Source organism: Geomonas silvestris, assembly GCF_014193515.1.
Taxonomy (GTDB): Bacteria; Desulfobacterota; Desulfuromonadia; order Geobacterales; family Geobacteraceae; genus Geomonas; species Geomonas silvestris.
This window is the reverse complement of sequence record NZ_BLXX01000006.1, coordinates 208,387-228,909: the sequence shown is the minus strand read 5'-3', so window position 1 is coordinate 228,909 and position 20,523 is coordinate 208,387. Positions and strand designations below refer to the sequence as shown.

Annotated in this window: 7 protein-coding genes, 1 pseudogene and 3 riboswitches; of the genes and pseudogenes, 4 read left to right on the top strand and 4 right to left on the bottom strand. The window is 62.8% G+C overall.

Annotated elements, in window-relative coordinates; all coding sequences use genetic code 11:
* Positions 1 to 43: 43 nt before the first annotated feature.
* Both GMST_RS22590 and GMST_RS22585 read right to left on the bottom strand, forming a co-directional pair.
* Positions 44 to 841, bottom strand: coding sequence for a GGDEF domain-containing protein (locus GMST_RS22590; RefSeq protein ID WP_371873121.1), 798 nt, complete (start codon positions 839 to 841; stop codon positions 44 to 46).
* Positions 760 to 1,212, bottom strand: a pseudogene (locus tag GMST_RS22585) (hypothetical protein); the annotation flags it as partial. The pseudogene GMST_RS22585 and the gene GMST_RS22590, both read right to left, overlap by 82 nt.
* Positions 1,213 to 1,570: 358 nt before the next feature.
* On the opposite strand from GMST_RS22585, the gene GMST_RS11875 reads away from it, so the two are divergent.
* A complete protein-coding gene (locus tag GMST_RS11875; protein ID WP_183354872.1) occupies positions 1,571 to 10,744 on the top strand; it encodes a glycoside hydrolase family 94 protein in 9,174 nt (3,057 codons plus the stop codon).
* An 873-nt stretch (positions 10,745 to 11,617) separates the two neighbouring features.
* On the opposite strand, the gene GMST_RS11870 is transcribed toward GMST_RS11875, so the two are convergent.
* Positions 11,618 to 13,795, bottom strand: coding sequence for a TolC family protein (locus GMST_RS11870; RefSeq protein WP_183354871.1), 2,178 nt, complete (start codon positions 13,793 to 13,795; stop codon positions 11,618 to 11,620).
* A gap of 545 nt (positions 13,796 to 14,340) precedes the next feature.
* Positions 14,341 to 14,417: riboswitch (cyclic di-GMP riboswitch) on the top strand.
* 89 nt (positions 14,418 to 14,506) lie between these two features.
* A riboswitch (cyclic di-GMP riboswitch) is annotated at positions 14,507 to 14,583 on the top strand.
* Between the two features lie 130 nt (positions 14,584 to 14,713).
* Positions 14,714 to 14,789: riboswitch (cyclic di-GMP riboswitch) on the top strand.
* 233 nt (positions 14,790 to 15,022) lie between these two features.
* Here GMST_RS11870 and GMST_RS11865 point away from each other — a divergent pair.
* The 3 genes from GMST_RS11865 (at position 15,023) to GMST_RS11855 (ending at position 19,186) form a co-directional block, all read left to right on the top strand.
* Positions 15,023 to 15,538, top strand: coding sequence for a cytochrome c (locus tag GMST_RS11865; protein WP_183354870.1), 516 nt, complete (start codon positions 15,023 to 15,025; stop codon positions 15,536 to 15,538).
* Between the two features lie 487 nt (positions 15,539 to 16,025).
* Positions 16,026 to 18,101 (top strand): phospholipid carrier-dependent glycosyltransferase, encoded by a 2,076-nt coding sequence (locus GMST_RS11860; protein WP_183354869.1) that lies wholly within the window; start codon positions 16,026 to 16,028, stop codon positions 18,099 to 18,101.
* A gap of 80 nt (positions 18,102 to 18,181) precedes the next feature.
* Positions 18,182 to 19,186 (top strand): glycosyltransferase family 2 protein, encoded by a 1,005-nt coding sequence (locus GMST_RS11855; RefSeq protein WP_183354868.1) that lies wholly within the window; start codon positions 18,182 to 18,184, stop codon positions 19,184 to 19,186.
* Between the two features lie 34 nt (positions 19,187 to 19,220).
* On the opposite strand, the gene GMST_RS11850 is transcribed toward GMST_RS11855, so the two are convergent.
* Complete coding sequence (locus tag GMST_RS11850; RefSeq protein ID WP_183354867.1) at positions 19,221 to 20,522, bottom strand: putative hexosyltransferase; 1,302 nt, start codon at positions 20,520 to 20,522, stop codon at positions 19,221 to 19,223.
* Position 20,523: the final 1 nt, after the last annotated feature.

Here is a 20,523-nt window from a genome sequence, read left to right as displayed (position 1 = left end):
GGCGGAAGTGATGCTGTCTATCTTGGGAGGGGAGGCTTCTCTTTTATCCCGCGTCTTTCTTAGGCTTTCTTGCGACTTTATCGAGGTACATCCGCTCGTCGCTCCGTCTTAAAGCGGCCCCCACCTGATTCTTTCCTTTCGCGCAAGCCACACCGAATGCAATGCTGAGCGCCCCCCCCCCGGTCAGTTCGGGTGAGAGCCGTATCCTTTCTACCGCCGCTTCAGTTCCTGCCAAGCCTGCTCCCGGCAGCAGGGTGGCGAATTCGTCCACGCCGATCCGCGCTACGATCTCGTCTGACCGGAAGGCCCGCTGGATGACACGGGCCGCCAGTCGAATCAGTTCGTCTCCCGCCTGGTGCCCCTGGGTGTCGTTCACCCTCCTCCTCCTAAGCCCGTTAACGTCCGCCATCACGATGCAAACCGGCAACTTCCTGCCCTGGGTCAGGTGCTCCACTTGCGCTTCGAAGAAGGCTCGGTTGTAAAGGCCGGTCAGTCTGTCGTGGGTGCTGTCATGGCGCAGGGTAACCTCGATTTCCTTGCGGGAGGTGAAATCATGAGCGATGCCGATGATGCAGATGCTGCTGCCGTCTCCGTCGAATATGGGGGTCTCGACCTTCTCGAGGTAACGGGTTTTCCCCGCCCTGTCCACCACCGTTTCCTCGAAATGGCGTCGGCTTCCTGCCGCCATGACCTCCCGGGAGTCCTTCTCGCATTGCGCAGCCCGCCCAGGGGGTAGATGTCGCGGTCGCTTTTGCCGATCATCTCCTCGGGCGTCACCTGGAAGGCGCGGGAAAACGGTTGGTTCACCGCGACATACCTGCCGTCCCGATCCTTGAGCCAGGCAATGTTGGGGATGTTGTCGAGGATTGCCTGCTGCTGCCCGATCACCTCGCTCACGCGCTCCTCAGCCAGCTTGCACTGGGATATATCCTCCGTGGCCAAGAGGATGATGTGCAAGCCTATGATGGTATCTCGCCTTTGTCTGGCCGGCTTTTGGCGACCTCCCGCGTTTATAGATAAGGAACGTACGCGCCCAAGTCGCCCAGGTCGTCCAGGCAGTGTTTCGATTAGATCCAGCAGATTGCCAGCGTTACTGAGCCACGAATCGCAGACATCCTTGCTCTGCCCGCCATATATGAAAGTTTTGTCAAACCCGGCGGCTTCCCCACTCGTCTCATCTGGCTTGGCTGTCTCGCGAACTTGATATCCCATTTAGTAACAGGTCTATAGCCGTTTAGAGGGGCGGGGCTCCGGACGGCACACAAGTTGCGTATCCGGAATGAAGGGATCACCAGGAGGAGAAAATCCATGGAGCTAGCGGCCAGAGTTTTCAAGTGTGGGAGGTTCAGCAGAGAGGAGAGGTTCCGCCACATCACATTATCTCGGTTCAGTGTAATGGAAGGACGCTGATATCAAACGTTTTTACTTGCTTTGTTGCCCCCCGTAGCGCCCCCCAGGCTCTCTCCCCTGAAACCCGACACGGCTTGGTGCAGAGCCCTTCCCTCCGGTAAGGGGCGGCACCGCTGTCGGCGTTAGCAGTAATGCAACTCCTCTCTAAAGGAACATCTACGTGAGCCTCGCCACCCTTATCGCCTATTATTCGAATAAAGAAGAAGCCCGAAGCGCTTTCCAGGCCGCAGCCAGCCCCGGCTGTCATCGAGCCGCCCTGCTGCACAAAGGGCTCGACGGAACCGTATCGAACGTCGATCCCTTGCGCTGGCGGCATACCCTGGAGATGCTCCTGGTCGCCGGCATATGCGCTGAGGGGGCAGGGCTTTCGCTGCTCATGCTTAGGTGGCTTGTGCCGTTTCCGGGGCTGTCCCTGCCGGTACCGCTCGGCCTTGCCCTCGCAGCCCCGGCCGTGGCTGCGTTGACCCTGCAACTCGTGCTGCGGCGCTTGCGCTGCCACGTCGACCCCAGGGTCCTAAGCGAGTATGCCCGCAGGCTGCTCCCCGGCGAGACCCTCCTGATGCTGCAGGCTGCGGTCGATGCACTGCCGCTTCCCATGGCCCTTTTGCGTGCACAGCGCGAGGCGCCGGCGCTCTTCGTCCTGCATCCCCAGCGCGAGCGCCGTGCCGAATCGCGGGTCCCCGAGGTGAAGCTGTCCCCCGCCCAGATTAAGGAACATGCCGAGCGCCATGCCAAGGAGCAGCGGATGGACAGCCGGATCGGGCCTCGCGTCGCACTCATCCAAAGGCTAAGGGAGTCCCGGCACTGGGTGCGCCGGATCTGCGCGGACCTGGGCGCCGCCAGCCGCCTTGAACAGAAGGCCACGCCGGCGGCTGACTGGATCCTCGATAACGAGCACGTCCTGGAAGGGAACGTCCGCGACGTCCTTTTGAACCTGCCCGGCAGTTTTTACCGGCAGCTGCCGACCCTGGCCTCGGATCCTTACCGTGGGCTTCCCTGTATCTACGGCCTGGCCAAGGACCTGATTTTTCACAGCGAGCTGCACCTGGACCGCGAGGCGATGATCTCCTTCATCGAGACCTACCAGTCGGTGCGGCCGCTTACGATCTGCGAGCTCTGGGCCATTCCCCAGATGCTGCGCATAGCGCTCGTGGAAAGTATCCAGAGCCTGGCAATCGCTGCCCTTGCCAACCTGCGTGAACGCCAGTTGGCTGATTTCTGGGCCAGTCGTCTGGTTGCTGCCAACCGCCGCGATGCCAACCTGCTCTTCGGGGTGCTGGCGGAACTTGCCGGTGCAGAACCGAGTCCTAGCCCCTACTTCGCCGCGCAACTGGTGGGGCTGCTCTATGACGAGGGTGCCGCCCTTGCGCCGGTGCAGAACTGGCTCGAGCGGACACACAAAGGCACCCTGCATGAACTCACCTCCCGCGAACAGCACCGGCAGACCAGGGAGCAGATCTCCTGCGGCAACGCCTTCACGAGCCTCAGGCAGCTGGCGCTTTTGGACTGGCGCGAGGTTTTCGAACGGCTGAGCCGGGTGGAGCAGGTGCTACGCCGCGACCCTTCCGGCAGCTACGCCGGGATGGATTTCGCAACCAGGAACCGCTGCCGCAGTGCCATAGAGGAGCTTGCCCGGGGCAGCGCCGAGCAGGAGCTGGAACTTGCCCTGCGAACCATCGCCCTGGCAAGCGACGCCCGGCGCCAGCCCGGGAGCGACGAGCAGCTGCACTACGTGGGGAGCTGGCTCGAAGGGAAGGGGCGCGCCGAGCTGGTGCGCCAGACCGGCGCCCATGAAAAGCGGCGTTACCGGATCCTTTCCTGGATCTACCGGTACCACGCACCGATCTACGGGATTGCCATCGGCACGAACTGTACCGTGCTTCTTACCCTGTTCTCCCTTTTGGCGCAGCCGTCCGGTCTGCCGGACACGCCCTGGCTGCGCCCGGGACTGCTCCTGGTGGCACTGATCCCGGTGAGCCAGCTGGCGATCGAACTGGTCAACTACCTGGTTACCCGGTTCCTGCCGCCACGCCCGCTCCCCAAGATGGATTTCGAGGTGTCCGGCATCCCCGACTCCTTCCGCACCCTGGTCGTCGTGCCGATGCTCCTGGTGAACGAGGCTACGCTCGCCGCCGAAGTGGAGCGGCTCGAGATCCGCTACCTGGCCAACAAAGACGACAACCTCCTCTTCGCCCTTTTTTCCGACTACACCGATTCGGTCTCGCTCTCCCGCGAGGACGACGCCAGCCTGGTCGGCTGCGCGGTGGCGGGCCTTACCGAGCTCAACGCCCGCTACCCGGGGGAGCGCTTCTTCCTGTTCCACCGGGAGCGCACCTGGAGCGAGTCGGAGCAGAAATTCATCGGCTGGGAACGCAAGCGCGGCAAGCTGGAGGAGTTAAACGGTCTCATCGACGGCACCCGGGGCGAGGGGGCGGCCCGACTGGTGTACCTGGGCAACCCCGATCGACTGGCGGACGTGCGCTTTGTCATCACCCTGGACAGCGACACCCAGTTGCCGCACGGCACGGCGCGCCGGATGGTGGAGACCCTGTCGCACCCCCTGAACCTGCCGCGCTTCAACCCGGCCGGCGAGCTCACGCAAGGCTACAGCATCATCCAGCCCCGGGTGAGCCCGACGCTCACCTCGACCAGCGTCTCGGTCTTCAGTCGGCTCTTCTCTGACGCGGTGGGGATCGACCCCTACACCCAGGCGGTTTCTGACGTCTACCAGGATCTAAGCGGCGAGGGGTCCTACCACGGCAAGGGGATCTACGACGTGCGCGCCTTTAACAGGCTTTTGTCGGGGCGCTTCCCGGAGGCCTGGGTGCTGAGCCACGACCTGATCGAGGGGGCCCACGTCCGGGTGGGGCTGGCCAGCGACATCGAGCTCTACGACGAGTTTCCCCAGGGCTACCAGGGCTACGCGAGTCGCGCCCACCGCTGGATCCGGGGCGACTGGCAGATAGCGGGGTGGATCCTGCCGAGCGTGCCGCAGGCCCTGGGCGGGCGCGGCAGCAACCGGCTCTCCTTCCTGAACCGCTGGAAGATTCTCGACAACCTGCGCCGCAGCCTGTTGCCCGCCACAAGCCTTGCCCTGCTGATCGCCTGCTGGTTCGCCTCCCCCCGAGCCGGGATGCTGGCTGCCCTGGTGGTCGGCATGCAGCTCCTCTTCCACCCGCTGGCCCAGCCCTTCACCATGGCGACCACCCGCAAGGGTCTTAACTACTTCTCGCTTGCCAAGCTAAGGCACGACCTGCTGCGCGCCCTGGCCGACGCGTCGCTCTTGCCCCACCAGGCTGCGGTGGCGCTCGACGCCATCGCCCGGGTCGGGTACCGTCGCTTGATCTCCGGCCGCGACCTTTTGGAGTGGACCGCCCAGGCAAGCCAGGCACACGCCGCGCGCCGTCAGCCGCTCTTCGTGGCGGGCCTCGCCTTGGGGAGCCTCTTCAGCGTCCTGGCGGGCGGCGCCCTCTGGTACTGCCGGTCGGCGAGCCTGCCCCACGCCTTTCCCTGGCTCGCGCTCTGGTTCTCTTCACCGCTTCTGGGCTGGCTTTTGAACCTGCGTCCCGACGCGGGGCCGGCGGCGGGGCCGCTGGCCCCGGCGGACCAGTGTTTTTTGCGCGAGATCGCCCGCAGGACCTGGCGCTACTTCTCGGTCTTCGTCGGCCCCGACACTTCCTGGCTGCCGCCGGACAACTACCAGCAGGCCCACCAGAAACGCGCGGCCCTGCGCACATCCCCCACCAACATCGGTCTTTGGCTGACCAGTGCCCTGGGGGCACACGATATGGGGTACCTGACCCTGGACCAGTTGCTTGACCGGCTGACCCGCTCCCTGGCTACCATCGGCAAACTGGAGCTCAACCGGGGCAACCTGCTGAACTGGTACGATATCCGGACCCTGACCCCACTGGAGCCCCGGTACGTGTCCGGCGTGGACAGCGGCAACCTGCTGGGCGCTTTGGTGGCCCTGGAGCAGGGGCTTGGCGAACTGAGAAACGTTCGGCTCCTGGACGAAAAGGCCTTCGCCGGCCTCCTGGACACCGGTCTTATCCTGAAGCAGATGATGGGGCAGGAGCGCCTTGGGGGCTTCGACCCCGGCATGCTGGACCAGCTTTTGGGCCAGTGGACCGCCCCACCGGCACGCCTTATCGACAAGCTGCGCCTTCTGGAGCAGATGCGGGTCAACTTCCGGGTCCCTCTGGTCCCCGGCGGTGCGGCCTCCTGGGCCGGCGAGATGGAGGACCAGGTGGCGGGCTGTCTGGAAAACGCGCAGCGCTACCTTGGCTGGGTCCGCGTCCTTGCCGAAAAAAACGAGCTGGAAATCACTCCGCTTGGTACTGCGGTCCTGGACGCCGTGCGCGGGGACCTGGCGCGCGCGCCCTCGCTTGCCGAACTGGCCGGGGGGCGGGTCGCCTCGATGCGCCTTCTTGAGGCCTGTCGGGAGGCGCCGCCGGCAGGCGGTCTGCCGCTCACCGACTGGATCGACCGGGTCCTGGCCGCCTTCGCCACCGCACGCTGGCTGGCTGGTGAAACCTTGGGCGTCCTGGAGCGGTTGAGCGCCGAGGTGCGCAAGCTTGCCTGCGGGATGGACCTGAACTTTCTCTACGACCCGAAGCAGAAGCTCTTCGCCATTGGCTACAATGTGACTAGCGGCCGGCTTGATCTCTCAAGCTACGATCTTTTGGCCAGCGAGGCCCGTCTGGCGAGCTTCCTCGCCATCGCCCGGGGCGAGGCGCCCATGGAGCACTGGTTTTCGCTTGGGCGCCCCTACGGCGCTGTCGGCCAGAAACGGGTGCTCTTGAGCTGGACCGGCACCATGTTCGAATACCTGATGCCGCTGCTCTTCCAAAAGAGCTACGCCAACTCGCTCCTGGACCGGGCGGCCCGGGAGGCGGTTAACGTCCAGATCGACTACGGCCGCAGGCTCGGGGTGCCCTGGGGCGTCTCGGAGTCCGCCTTCGCGGACCTGGATCTGGAAAAAACCTACCAGTACCATGCCTTCGGGGTGCCGGCACTGGGGCTTAAACGCGCGGTGGACGAGAAGCTCGTGGTGGCGCCCTATGCGACGCTTCTGGCGCTTAGCCTTGCGCCGCAGGCAACCGTGCGGAACTTGAGGCGGCTCGCGGGACTTGGCATGCTCGGGGACTTCGGCTACTACGAATCGGTTGACTTCAGCCGTCAGACCCAGCGGCAGGGGGGGCACGGTGTGATCGTCGAGGCCTACATGGCCCACCACCAGGGGATGGCGTTTCTCTCCCTGGTGAACTTCCTGAACGCCGCCCCCTTCCCGCGCCGCTTTCATGCCGACCCGCGGGTGTGCGCCTTCGAGGCGCTGCTGCAGGAACGCATCCCGACCCTGCCGCCTTTGCAGCTGACCTCCGCCCGTCCCACCGAGCCCCAACTTTTGGCGGCGGAGCAGGCGGCACCGGCGGCCAGTTCCTTCACCACCCCCCACAGCGTTACACCCCGAACCCTGCTGCTTAGTAACGGCCGCTACGGGGTGATGGTGACCAACTCCGGGGCGGGTTACAGCCAGTGGGGCGGCCTGGAGATCACCCGCTGGCGCTCGGACCCGACCCTGGACCTGGGCGGCATCTTCTGTTATCTCCACGAGGTCGGCACGGATCGCATCTGGTCCAGCACCTACCAGCCGGTCGGCGGAGGGGTCGAGGGCTACGGCGTCCATTTCAACCTGGACCGGGCCGTGTTCCGCCGCGCGGACCATGGCATAGACACCGAGACCGAGATCATCGTCTCGCCCGAGGACGACGTGGAGCTGCGCCGGGTAACCCTGGTCAACCGCTCCTCCCGCACCCGCCGTCTCGACCTCACCAGCTATGTGGAGCTCTCCATGGCACCGCACAACGCGGACCGCCAGCACCCCGCCTTCAACAAGCTCTTCATCGAGACCGAGGCGCTTTCCGGGCAGCGGGCGCTGGTGGCCCATCGACGCGTGCGCAGTGGCGCGGAGGCGCCGTTTTACGTGGCCCACGCCCTGATGCTGGAGCGCAGCGGCTCTGATCCCGCACCGTTACAGGACTGGCAGTTCGAAACGGACCGGGGGCGATTCATCGGCCGGGGGCGCACCCTGGCAAATCCCATGGGGGCCGCAGGCGAGCTGGGCAACAGCCAGGGGTTCGTGCTGGACCCGATGCTGGGGATGCGCCACGGCATCACCCTGGAACCGGGCCAGAGTGTCCGGGTCTCCCTGGTACTGTGCGCCGGGGAGACCCGTGCCGAGGTGCTGCTCCTTTTGGACAAGTATTCCGATCCCCATGCGGGCGAGCGGGCCCAGGACTTCGCCTGGAGAGCGGCCCAGCAGCAGCTGCAGGTGCTGCGCGTCCAGCCCGACGAGGCGCGCCGCTTCCAACAGCTGGCCAGCCACCTGCTCTTCCCCAACCGCGCCCTGCGCGCTCCCGCCGAACGGCTGGAGGAAAACCGCCTGGGACAGGCCGGGCTTTGGCCCTACGCCATTTCGGGGGACTTCCCCTTGACGCTGGTCACCGTGGGCGAGGTACGGGAGCTGAGCCTGGTGCGCCAGATGCTCCAGGCCCATACCTACTGGCGCCTGCACGGTCTGGCAACCGACCTGGTGATCCTCAACGAGGAGGCGGCCAGCTACCAGCGCCCGCTCAAGGAGCGCTTGGAGCAGCTGATCCAGACCCATGCCCTCTCCCGGGCCTCCGACCTGCCGGGGAGAATCTTCCTGGTCTGTGCGGCGCAGATCCCCGAACAGGACCTGAAGCTCTTCAAGGCCGCGGCCAGCATCGTCCTGGTGGCGGCCCGCGGCACGCTCCCCCAGCAGCTGGGGGCGCCAGCGGAGGCAGTAGAGGCGCCCCAGACGTTAAGCAAAAGACGCGTCCCCACCGATCCCTCGGGGCCCTTACCCTTCCTGGAGCTCGACTACTTCAACAGCCTGGGGGGCTTTACCCCGGACGGGCGCGAATACGCCATCTACCTGGGCCCTGGCACCAACACCCCGGCACCCTGGGTGAACGTGATCGCCAACCCGAACTTCGGCACCCTGGTGAGCGAAACCGGCTCCGGTTTCACCTGGTTCGGCAACTCCCAGCGCAATCGGCTCACCGGCTGGTCCAACGACCCGGTGCTGGATCCCGCGAGCGAAGCGCTCTACCTGCGCGACGAGGAAAGCGGCGCGGTCTGGTCGCCCACCGCGGCGCCGATCCGCGAGGCCAGCGCCTACCGGGCGCGGCACGGGGCGGGCTATTCGGTATTCGAGCACAACAGTGACGGGATCGACCAGGAGTTGACCATCTGCGTCCCGGTGGACGGGGAGGGGGGGCAGCCCGTCAAGCTGCAGCGCCTGCGGCTCGCCAACACCACCGCACGCAAGCGCCGGATCTCCCTCACCTATTACGTGGAACTCACCCTGGGCGAGAACCGCGAGACTAGCCAGATGCACCTGGTCACCAGCTGGGACGAGGAGGCCGGGGCGCTCTTGGCGCGCAACCGCTACCATCCCGAGTACGCCGAGCGGGTCGCCTTCGTGGCGCTGACTCCCCGCCCCGAAAGCTACGGCGGCGACCGGGCCGCCTTCGTCGGGCGCAACCGCACCCTTTCCGACCCGGCAGGCATGGAGCTGGTCTCCCTCTCCGGGCGGGTCGGGGCGGGGTTCGACCCCTGTGCGGTGCTGAGACTGACCCTGGAGCTGGACCCCGGCGAGGTGCGTGCAGTTACCTGCCTCCTGGGCCAGGCGGCGACGGCGCATGAAGCACGGCAGCTGGTGCTGTGCTATCGTGAGGAGGCCTCCTTCGAGGAGGCCTATGAGGCGACCAGGACCTGGTGGGACGAACTTTTGGGGACGGTCCAGGTGGAGACCCCGGAGCGCGCCACCGACCTTCTGGTGAACCGCTGGCTGCAGTACCAGTCCTTGAGCTGCCGCATCTGGGGGCGCTCGGCACTGTACCAGTCGGGAGGCGCCTTCGGGTTCCGCGACCAGTTGCAGGACGTCATGGCCTTCCTGCAGGCACGCCCCGAACTGGCACGCCGGCAGATCCTCCTGGCAGCCAGCCGGCAGTTCAAGGAGGGGGATGTCCAGCACTGGTGGCACGAGCCAGCCGGTGCTGGGATCCGCTCCCGCATCTCGGACGACCTGCTCTGGCTCCCCTACGTGACCGCACAGTACGTGCGAGCCACCGGGGACCGAGCGATCCTGACGGAAGAGGTCCCCTCCCTGAACGCGCCGCCCCTTGCGGACAACCAGCACGAGGTATTCTCCTCGCCCGAGGTCACTTTCGAGCGCGCCACCATCTTCGAGCACTGCCGGCGAGCGCTGACCCGCGGACTCACGACAGGCCCACATGGCCTCCCCCTGATGGGGACCGGGGACTGGAACGACGGGATGAACCAGGTGGGCGCCGAGGGAAGAGGCGAAAGCGTCTGGCTTGCCTGGTTTTTATGCGACTGCCTCAAGGGGATGGCGGAATTAGCGGAGCTTTTGGACGAACCCGAGTTGGGCCGGGCCTACCTTGAAAACCGCTATGCCCTGGTCCAGCGGGTGGAAGCGGCCGGCTGGGACGGGGATTGGTATCTGCGCGGGACCTTCGACGACGGCTCGTTGCTGGGATCGGCACAAAACCGCGAGGCGCGCATCGATTCCCTGCCGCAGTCCTGGGCCTGGCTTTCGGGGGCCGCGGACCCGCAGCGCGCCGAGCGCGCCCTGGAATCGGCCTGGCAGCACCTGGTGCGTGCGGACCAAGGGCTGGTGCTGCTTTTCGAGCCCCCCTTCGACACCTCAATCCCCTCCCCGGGATACATCAAGGGGTACCCGCCGGGGGTCAGGGAAAACGGCGGTCAGTACACCCATGCCGCCCTCTGGATGGCCATGGCCCTGGCACGCATGGGGGACGGCGACCGGTCGGCGCAGCTCCTGCGCATCCTGAACCCGATAGAGCACGCCCGCGACGCGGATGGCGCCTGGCTCTACGGTGTCGAGCCCTACGTCGTGGCGGCCGACGTGTACCGACTGCCCGGCAGGATAGGGCAGGGTGGTTGGTCCTGGTATACCGGTGCGGCGGCCTGGATGTACCGGGCCTGGGTCGAGGAAGTGCTGGGCCTTGAGGTACGGGGCGAGGAGTTCCGGGTAAACCCCGTCATCCCTGCTGCATGGCCGGGCTTCACCATGCGTTACCGGCATGGCGAGGCGCTCTACGTGATACGGGTGGAAAACCCCGACGGCTGTCAGCGCGGGATGGCATGGGTAGAACTGGATGGAAGACGGCTGACCGGCGGGACGATTCCCCTGGAACGTGGTCTGGTGCAGCATCAGGTAGTGCTCCGTATGGGAGAGTGCGGACGGCGGGCATCATGAGTCTATTGATGCTGAAGAGGCAAGAAGTGCAACCCACATCTGCGGAGTAGATCTGCTGATAATGGTATTTTTTTAAAATATCTAAACCGTGCGGGAGGTAGCCGTGAAGAAAAGGCCGCTGGGGGGGGCTAAACCGGAGGGAGGGGGCAAACGCAGATTTTGACGGAGGTGGGGTAGGGCGGGTGGGAATCGGGGCTTTAAATGGCTTTATGGGGCTACTGCTGTTTAATCGACGTACGAGACAATCGTCGACGCGGCCAGGCGGATGTCGCTGTCCGAGTACGGAAGCCAGTGCTATACATGTAGTGGCTAACCAGCGACAGTAGAGGAGACCAGACCAGCAGCCCCCCACATGAGGGTAGGGGGCTGCATCTTCGGGAAGAATGATACTCAGGTGGCATCGAACTGTGGCATTGTTTACAAGAGTTCGAGTTCCGGTTGTTACTTCACATTCTTCCTGTGAACCCGCCCCCAGACAAGATCTCCGTTTTGGGGGCTTTTTGGGGGGGCTTCGAAAGGAAACCCTCTAAAAAAACCTGCGAATATAGCATGTTGTGGCGCACACGCGGTACCGGCCTCCGGTACCACCACCAAGTTTTTAGAAGTGCTACATACGTTTGAGAAACAGAAAAGGCCCTGAGAAAATGAGGGCCTTTTCTGTTTGCCAGTCCACCGAGGTCTCAGGAGATACAATAAAAGCTGACCTGCCGGACCGGATTGCCTTTGCAACGTCGAGCATCCTTTCCATTGATTGGTCTGGCATCTCAACCCGGTGCCGGCGCCTCGGTGGTCGTTGAGCTCGGAGGTACAGGGTGGCAGGTATGACTCTGACTCAGGCTGACCTAGACGGTATTTGGACGGCGTCGCTGCCAGTTACTGGGGTGCGTTTTCTGTGACGACCGGTTTGAGATTCTGTTTTTCCAAAATGACGGCGCTGGCCATGGCTTCCTCGCGGCTTGCGAAGCTGCCTGCGGTGAGGACCAGCGTCGGCAGGGATACCTGCGCCGGTTTAAGACTGGTGTGTATCCCGCGGAGTGCCAAACGAGTCTGCTCTTGTACGGCGGACTTGCGGTCGAGGTGGGCGCCCGCGTAGACGACGTACCTTTGCTCCTTGCTCTTGAGGACAAAGCCTTTGATCTTGTTATTTTGCAACCGTTCCAGTTCCCTTGCAGCTTTTTCCCGGTCGGTAAATTCAGTCAGGTAAAGGCGAAACGAGGTGGTCGTTTTCAGTGGCCCCGGTTTGACGGCCTCCCTGAGACCTGCCCCCTTTATGGTCTTGATGGCTTCGACCATCTCCGACTTCGCGAAGTACTCCCCGATTTTAAGTGTGAAGGCGCCGCTGGCAGCAGGCGGTTTCCTGCTCCCCTCGGTCGTCGAGGCCGTGCCGGCGTGGGGCGCGATCGAACTCGATGTGGAAGCCGGTGCCTGCTTCGAGCCCGCGACTACTGGAGCCTCTCTCCGGGCCTCCGGTAGTTGCGGGGCGCCGGCGCCGGCCGGGATCGGGTCCTTTTCTTGGGCGATGGTGGTAATCGAGCTGTCGGTCAGAGGAAGTCTCGGTCCGGGTGCGTCGGGCTGCTTGCGTTGCGTGATGGTCTCCGGCACCGAGGCGTCCACATTGACACGGTTGCGGTCTAGCAGTTGGCCCGTGTCTCTCCACAGCTTGATCACTGCGCCAGCAAAGTTTTCCAGCGCTTCCAGGTGTGCGTTGTCGGCGACATTCTTGTCGTTTTCCGCATTTATGACATCCTGAACCGAGGCGGTCCCAACTGCGTTGTTCTTGCGGTAGGCATCGAGGCGCTGCTCGGAAAGACCGCGCGACTTGTCGGCCAGTTGCAACTGCAGTCGTGCCGAAATGAGAGCCCGGAAGTCCGACTCCACATCGATCCGGATCTTCCATTGGAGTGCCTTTATCTGGTCTTCCAACTGTTCTGTTTTAATTTTGCTCTTGAGGTATTCGTTCCTCAATGCGGTATTGCCTAGGGGGACGCTGAACTGTAACCCGGCAGTCCAGTAGTTTCCCGGACTGTTCCAGAGGTTGTTGTAGCTGCTGCTCATACTCGTGCCGTTGCCGGTGAACCCGCCGGTGGCGTTCAAGGAAAGATCCGGCAGTGACTGGTGCCGTGCAATTCTCTCCTGCAGTTGAGACGACTTAAGGCCGATCTGCATCTGTTTCAAATCAGGACGGATTGCCAAGGCGGCCAGCACGGCCTGTTCCTCGGTTAAGGGCGGCTCTTCAGTGGCCGGCGGGTCGATCGGGATGATCTCCGTCTTGGACTCCAGGCCGATTAGGTAGCGCAGGCTTACCTCCTGGTCCCTCACATTGCGCGAGGCTTCGACAACATCCTTGCGGCGCTGTGCCGTAGCGAATTCGGCGTTGGCGACGTCCATGCCCTGGACAGGCGCCTGCTGCGTCTTCTTGCCAACGGCATCGAGCAGCAACTGGGCCGATTTTAGACTGGCCATCCGCGTTTCCAGAATTCTTCGTAAAACGTAGAGGTGGTTATAGCTGGTGATGACATTGGCGACGGTTTCGGTGGTGCTGCTGCGGAACCGCTCCAGTGATTCCTGAAGAGCATACTCGCTTATGGTTATGTTCTGGCGGGTATTTTCCAAGCCGAAGCTCCTCAGAAGCGGCTGGGTATAGGTAAGGCCGGCGGTCGACTGCCAGTCCTGTACGGATGTCCCTGGGTTGAAGCTGAAAAAACCGGTCTGGGTCGACAGGGCGATTGAGCCCCCGAGGGGCAGATTCTGTGTCAGGCCCAGGGTGGTTGTGGCGAACCTGGTCGAGAAAAACGGATCGCCGGGGACCGCAGTGACTCCTCCATTTCCCGAGGCGTTGAGGACCGGATTATAAATCCCCCAACTCTTCTCCAGTTCCTTCCGGGCCATCTCCGAATTGTACGCCTCTACCTTCAGGTCGAGGTTTCTGTAGACCGCCATGGCAATCGCGATCTGACGGGGGAGGCGTATCTCGTTGGGCGGACCCTCGCAAAAGCCGTTATCAACCAGGGCGAGTAAGATTAGCGGCAGTATAAAGACTGTTTTTTTCATGCGTGTAGTATAACTAAAACGGTCCTGCAGGCAAGAGGCGGCCTGGTCCCTGGTTCGGAGAGAGGGATCATAGGCACAGGGTCGTCGATTCTCAGGCATAAGGCCACAGGTCCGCTTCGGTTGCCTCTTTGCAATGCAAAGGTTTTTTTCCTTGCTGAGTGTGAGCGGATCACGAGGTAGTGAGATTTTAAAAGTGTATCCTTGGCACCGACGTGCCTGTAATCTGGGCGAACACTGCTTAACTTCAAATAACAAAAAAGAGATTGTTTCCTGCGGAAGTCGCTGATACGCTTACCGGCAATCGGCGCAGGGGCAGATACACGCTGCACTTAACCATTCGCGAGGATGGAGGCGAATACTTCTTGGAAGACAGCCGGGACGCCGAATAGCGATCCAGGTGTGCGGCGCCATTTTTTGTCTCCCCGATCCCGGCGGGGAGCGGCTCGGAAAGCGACAGGGATCAAGAATACAAAAAAAGGTTGACTTTATTTTTTAAGTTTTGGTATAGTCCGCTCAGACCAGACAAAAAACACTTTGCATCAGATACACGACAATACTAAACCATCCGTGAGGGTGGGGCGGAAAGCCTAGGATCTTCTTGAAAGACAGCCGGGATGCCGAAATATCAATCGAGATATGCGGCTTCCCGGCTTTTTTGTATTGTAGTCAAGATTAGCTCAGTACCAAATCCAAATAACCAGTAGAAACGATACACGACAATACTAAACCATCCGCGAGGGTGGGGCGGAAAGCCTAGGATCTTCTTGGAAGACAGCCGGGATGCCGAAATATCATATTCCAGATATGGCGGCCCCGGCTATTTTTATGTCCACATACGCCGAGGCCCGCAAACACCCACGGGGAGGACCTGCCAAAAACCAGCGTTCAACGTCTTACAGTAGCAGCAAGATGTAACGATAACGACAATACTAAACCATTCGCGAGGATGGGGCGGAAAGCCTAGGGTCTTCTTGAAGACAGCCGGGATGCCGAATATCAGACCTGATACGAGGCCCCGGCTATTTTTGTATCCAAATTCCGGATTTACTGCCCGGAAGGCCTCGAGCCAAGCAAAGGAGGTGATCGAAACCTGCGCTATCCGGTAGGCGGCGAAACGTGATGCTGTCCTGCGGGAATCCCAGATTGCCAGGTGCACTTCACAAGATCGCGTTACCGTGTCACGAACCCGCTGTTCAACTCATCATCCAAACTAAGGAGATCCAACGTATGAAATCCAAAAAAGCTCTCATTTTCCTCGTAGCAGTCAGCATGATTTCCGCAGGCTTCGCAGCAACCGGCTATGGCGACGACTCGAGCGAGCGTTCCCACACCGGTTATAGCCGCAGGGGCGATGATGACAGGCGCACTCCCCGGCCGACTCCGACCCCCCGGCCGACTCCCCGCCCGACCCCGGCTCCGACCCCCAAGCCGACCCCCAAGCCGACCCCGGCACCGACTCCGGCACCGACTCCCAAGCCGACCCCGGCACCGACCCCGGCACCGACTCCCAAGCCGACCCCGACTCCGGCACCGACTCCGGCACCGACTCCGGCACCGACTCCGACTCCGGCCCCTGTTAAAACCTGGGCACTCTACAACTCGTACTGCTCCGGCTGCCACGGATCTTCTAAGCAGGGTGCCACGGCGTCCACTATCCAGGCAGCCATCAGTGCAAACAGGGGGGGCATGGGCTCCATAACCCTGAGTGCAGCTCAGCTCAGCGCTCTTGCCGCCGGTCAGTAATGCTCGGTAACGCCGGTTGCCCCGGTTTGCCATGAAAAGATGCGACGCATCCGGGAGAGCCACCAGGCTCTCCCGGACTTTTTCCGGGGCACACCGTGCAGTTGCCTTAGCACCCGACCGGTGCCCTGTGTCCTCCCAAGGATGCCACCTCATGTCCGTACTAAAACGAGCCGTTCTTATAGCTGTGCTACTTGTGTCCACGTCGGCGGGAGACTGCCTGGCAGCGGCCGCCAGCGTCGGGAGCGCTGCCTGGACGAAGTACGACTGGAATGCCTCCGCCGGGAAGGGCTCATCACTCTTTAAGGAACAGGGGGGCGTACTGTGCATCAGTTCGCAGGTCCCCAACGACGCCCGCTATGTGCGTCGAATGCAGGTGGAACCTGAGAAGGTGTACCGTTTATCCTGCCGGTTGCGCACGGAGCAGGTTGGCGTCCAGGAGCGGGGCGCGGGCATCTCGGTTTCAGGTATCCTGGCGGGTTCTCGCAGCGTGACAGGAACCGGTGGGTGGCAGTCCGTGGAGTTCTACGGGCAAACCGGGAAGAATCAGTCCACCCTCGAGGTCACCGTGGGACTCGGCGGGTACGGCAGTATGAACAGCGGTACGGCCTGGTTTAAGGATGTGGAGGTCCAAAAGATGGATCTCGCGCCGCCAGGGGTCGCGGTAGCAGCGCTTCGGCCCGAGTCGGTTGGGGCAGCGCCGGTCGGCGGCACCGGTCGTTCGGCGGGAGGTCTGGATCTGGTCGCCTGCGCAGCGTTCGGGCTGGTACTGCTCCTTTTAGGGGGGTATCTTCGCAGCAAAGGTCCCGGCAGGTGCAAGGAGGCACCGACCGCTTGCACTGTCGCGCCGTCGGGTGCGGGACTGGACCGGGTCGATGCCGGTATACTGTTGGCCCTGAGCGCTGTATGTCTGGCCGTGTCTCTGTTCCACCTGGGGGGGCACCATGCCCCGGAATCTGGCTGGCAAAGCGCCGTAGCCGGCAACTCGGTGACCATCGAACTGGGCCGGGAGGCCGAGTTGTCCCGGATCTATTACTTCAGCGGCATCGACAGCGGCGCCCCCGACCTGGGGCGGTTCACCGTGTCCGCTCGAGGGCCCGGAGGAGATTTTGTAGACCTGGCCAGCTTTGCCAAGGATCAGGTCGGTGCCTGGAAGTATCTGGAGGTTGCAGTGCGTACCAGCGCCGTGCGCCTCAGGGCCGATGTTCCCGGAGGTCGGCTCAACGAGATCGCCCTGGTCGAGAAGGGGAGCACCGCGCCGCTACCCGGCCTGCGCATCGGATCCAGTAACCTCTCGGCCGCCGATCGGGGCAAGCCGGAAAACCTCATCGACGAGCAGGACTGCTTCGAATATGCCCCGTCCTTTTGGACCGGGTTCTACTTCGATGAAATCTACCACGCCCGCAGCGCCTGGGAGATGCTCAACGGTGTCGAACCTTACGAAACGACCCATCCGCCCCTGGGAAAACTCCTGATCGCCTCGGGTATCGCCCTGTTCGGCATGAACCCTTTCGGCTGGCGCATCGCCGGCGTGCTCTTCGGGGTCGCGCTGGTGCCGCTTGTCTACCTCTTCGGGCTGAAACTCTTCCGGGACCGCTTCTACGCTTTCTGCGCCGCGTTTCTCATGCTGGCCGATTTCATGCGTTTCACCCAGACCCGGGTGGCAGTGATCGACGTGTTTGGCGTCTTCTTCATCCTGGTTTTGTACTACTTCGTGCTCGACCTCTTTCCCCGCGAGGGCGAACTGCCGCCCCGCAGCACCAATGCCACCCTGTTTTTGGCGGGCACGGCCTTCGGCATCGGGGCGGCATGCAAGTGGATCGTGCTCTACGCCGGCGGCGGCATGCTCCTGCTGGTGATCCTGAAGACCCTCGCCGAGTTGGTGTCAGGGGCCTTCCCGGGCGTTTGGCTTCGGTTCGTGCTGCGGCGGGTCGGTGTCTGCCTTGTCGCTTTCGGGGCAATTCCAGCGGCGATCTACCTGTTGGCCTACCTCCCTTTTCTTGCGCTGCCGGGGCCGGGGCACGGACTTGCCGATGTGGTGCGCCTTCAGGAACATATGCTCAACTATCACCGTACCCTTAAAGCGGTGCACCCCTTCTCCTCTGCCTGGTGGACCTGGCCGCTGGACCTGCGCCCCGTGTGGATGTTCACCGGTCCGGGCAATGCGGCGGGGACCGTTTCCACCATCGCCTGCTTCGGCAATCCCGCGATATTCTGGCTCTCGCTCCCGGCGGTAGCCGGTGCCGGCATCCTAGCTTTCCGTAGGCGCGACGCGCGGCTGGGTATCGTTTTGGTCGCACTTTTGTTCCAGTACCTCCCCTGGGTTGGCATCAACCGGCTCGCCTTCATCTACCACTTTTTTTCCAGCGTGCCGTTCGTGATCATGTGTCTGGTGGCGACGTTAAAGGCAGTGGAGCTCCCCGGAAGAGGAGCGCGCCTGGTTGCCTGCGGCTACCTCGCCCTTGCGACCGGGTTCTTCTTGTGCTTCTTTCCGGTCCTGTCCGGCCTGCCGGTGCAGGAACAGTACCTGGCCCAGCTCAGATGGCTGCCGAGCTGGCTTTTCTAAGCGGTACCCACGGCGCCTGGTGCGCCCCAAAGCTTGCCAACTAAGCCGCGGCGACAAAGCGCGGACACGAGGTGAAACGTATGAATAAAACGATTATTTCCGTTGTAGTTCCGGTGTATAACGAGGAAGCGGTCCTCCACGAGTCGTACCGCAGGCTGAAGGAGGTGATGGAGCGGCAGGGCGAGGGCTATGAGCTCATCTTCGTGAACGACGGCAGCCGCGACGCCACCTGCGCCATACTTAAAACTATCTGTGCAGCAGACCCTCGCGCCCGCCTCATCGACTTCTCTCGAAACTTCGGCCACCAAACGGCTATAACGGCCGGCATGAACTTCGCCGGCGGCGACGCGGTGGTGGTCATCGATGCCGACCTACAGGACCCGCCGGAGGTAATCCCCGCCATGATCGCCAAGTGGCGCGAGGGCTTCGACGTGGTCTACGGCAGGCGCGCCGCGCGCAAGGGCGAGACCCTCTTCAAGCGCTTCACGTCGGCTGCCTTTTACCGGGTGCTGCAGAAACTCACCGATGTCGACATCCCGGTGGATACCGGAGATTTCCGCCTCATCGACCGCAAGGTGTGCGACGCGCTGAAAAATGTGAAGGAGCGCAACCGCTATGTACGGGGGATCATCAGCTGGCTCGGATTCAGGCAAGCCGCCGTAGAGTTCGTGCGCGAAGAGCGCTTCGCCGGGGAGACCAAGTACCCGCTGAAAAAGATGCTCCGGTTCGCCTTCGACGCAATCACCTCGTTTTCCTACAAGCCGCTCAAGCTCGCCTCGTACTTCGGCGGGGCTGTTTCGCTGGCCGGATTCATCTACATGATGGTAGTGCTCTATCTGAAGCTCTTTACCAACGGGACGGTGACCGGCTGGGCCTCGATGATTGCGGTGAGTCTCTTCTTCAACGGCGTGGTCTTGATGATGCTGGGGATCATTGGCGAGTACATCGGCCGCATCTATGACGAGGCGAAGGGACGACCGCTCTACGTGGTGCGGGAGGCGCTGAACTTCTCCCGCCAGGGGGCGCCCGGACAGGCTCCTCTCGACGAGTGGAAACAGGCAGACCCCTATTCCATGGTGGCCTGAGGCGCGCCGGGGCCGATCGGCGTTTCATCGAACGTCAGGCGAGGTAGCGCCGGAAACCGAACCAGGCCAGCCACAGCCAGCAGAGCACGTTTGCCAGTGACACCGCCAGCAAAAGCGGGTCGTGGGGAGGAACCGCATAGATCGCGCGGTGACTCAGTGCGAGTACCTGTTGGGCGTTAAGGTACTGGGTCACGCTGAACCCGGCAAACACCAGCAGCACCCGGCGGTCCTTGCTGGCCAGGTATAATCCGAGCGCCAGTGCGAGGGCGGGAAACAGGTAGCGCTCGTGCATCTTGGCGGCCAGCACGAAGACCGAAGCGTTCAGGAAGAGCGGCAGGTACCAAAAACGGTCGCTCTCCCTGCCGCGCAACGCCACCAATGCCGTGAAAAACACGGTTAAGACGATGAACAGGTTGCTCCAGGTGGCATAGGACAGCACGAGGAACGGCTGGTCCGCGGGCGCCAGGTTGGCCCCAGTCAGAGCGAAGAGGTTGAAGGCGTTCAGGGTTGCATAGGGGTACGAGGCGAGGGTTGCACCGTACTTGCTCAGGATCCAGCCGGGAGGCTGGGTTCCCGCAAAGGGGAGGCAGGCCAGGCTGAAGAGCAGGGTCGCGGTGCCCGTGTACACCAGCAGGTCCGACCAGGCGTGCCGTTGCCGGCGCGCGATCCCGAGCGCGAAAAAGAGCATCGGCAGCGGGGCGAAAATGAGGGCCTGGGGCTTGATCAAGAGCGCCACCGCGCAGCAGGCTCCTGATACGGCTGGACTCAGTTCCAGGAAAAAGACCCCCAGAAGGATGAAAAGAGTGAGCACTCCGTCCACTTGTCCCCATATCGATGAATCAAGTATGACCGCGGGGTTGAAGGCGTAGAGCGCCGCCAGTACAAGTGGGGGGACAGCGCTTTCCTGGCGCTGCGCCAGGCGATAGAAAAGCCACACTGTGATAGTGTCCGCAAGGATCGCCGGGAACTTCAGGAGAGTCAGGAAATAAGGTCCGTCGAAGGGGAGGTCCAAGGCTGATCGCAGCTTTCCGACCAACCACAGCACATAGATGTACCCCGGGGGATAATCGGCAAAATAACCCGGCGCGTAGAACGAGGTGAGTCCGTCGGCGGCGTGCACCGCCCAGGCACTGAAGGTTACGATGTCGGTCTGGTAGCCCCTGGTAGTCGCAGCCAGCACCACCCGCACCAGAACCGCCGTTGCCATTAGAAACCACAACAGGCAGTTGGTGTCCCGACCCGCCGCAAGCCGGGGGGCGCAGTAAGCGGCGACCCAGGTTCCCAAGAGAAAGAGGCCGCAGAAAACAGCCGAGATGCCCCACTGTATTCCCGTCATC

What these genes read in the sequence shown, in the direction of transcription:
- GMST_RS11870 (WP_183354871.1), bottom strand. Translation starts at nt 13,795, where the DNA reads ATGAAAAAAACAGTCTTTATACTGCCGCTAATCTTACTCGCCCTGGTT.
- GMST_RS11850 (WP_183354867.1), bottom strand. Translation starts at nt 20,522, where the DNA reads ATGACGGGAATACAGTGGGGCATCTCGGCTGTTTTCTGCGGCCTCTTT.
- GMST_RS11865 (WP_183354870.1), top strand. Translation starts at nt 15,023, where the DNA reads ATGAAATCCAAAAAAGCTCTCATTTTCCTCGTAGCAGTCAGCATGATT.
- GMST_RS11855 (WP_183354868.1), top strand. Translation starts at nt 18,182, where the DNA reads ATGAATAAAACGATTATTTCCGTTGTAGTTCCGGTGTATAACGAGGAA.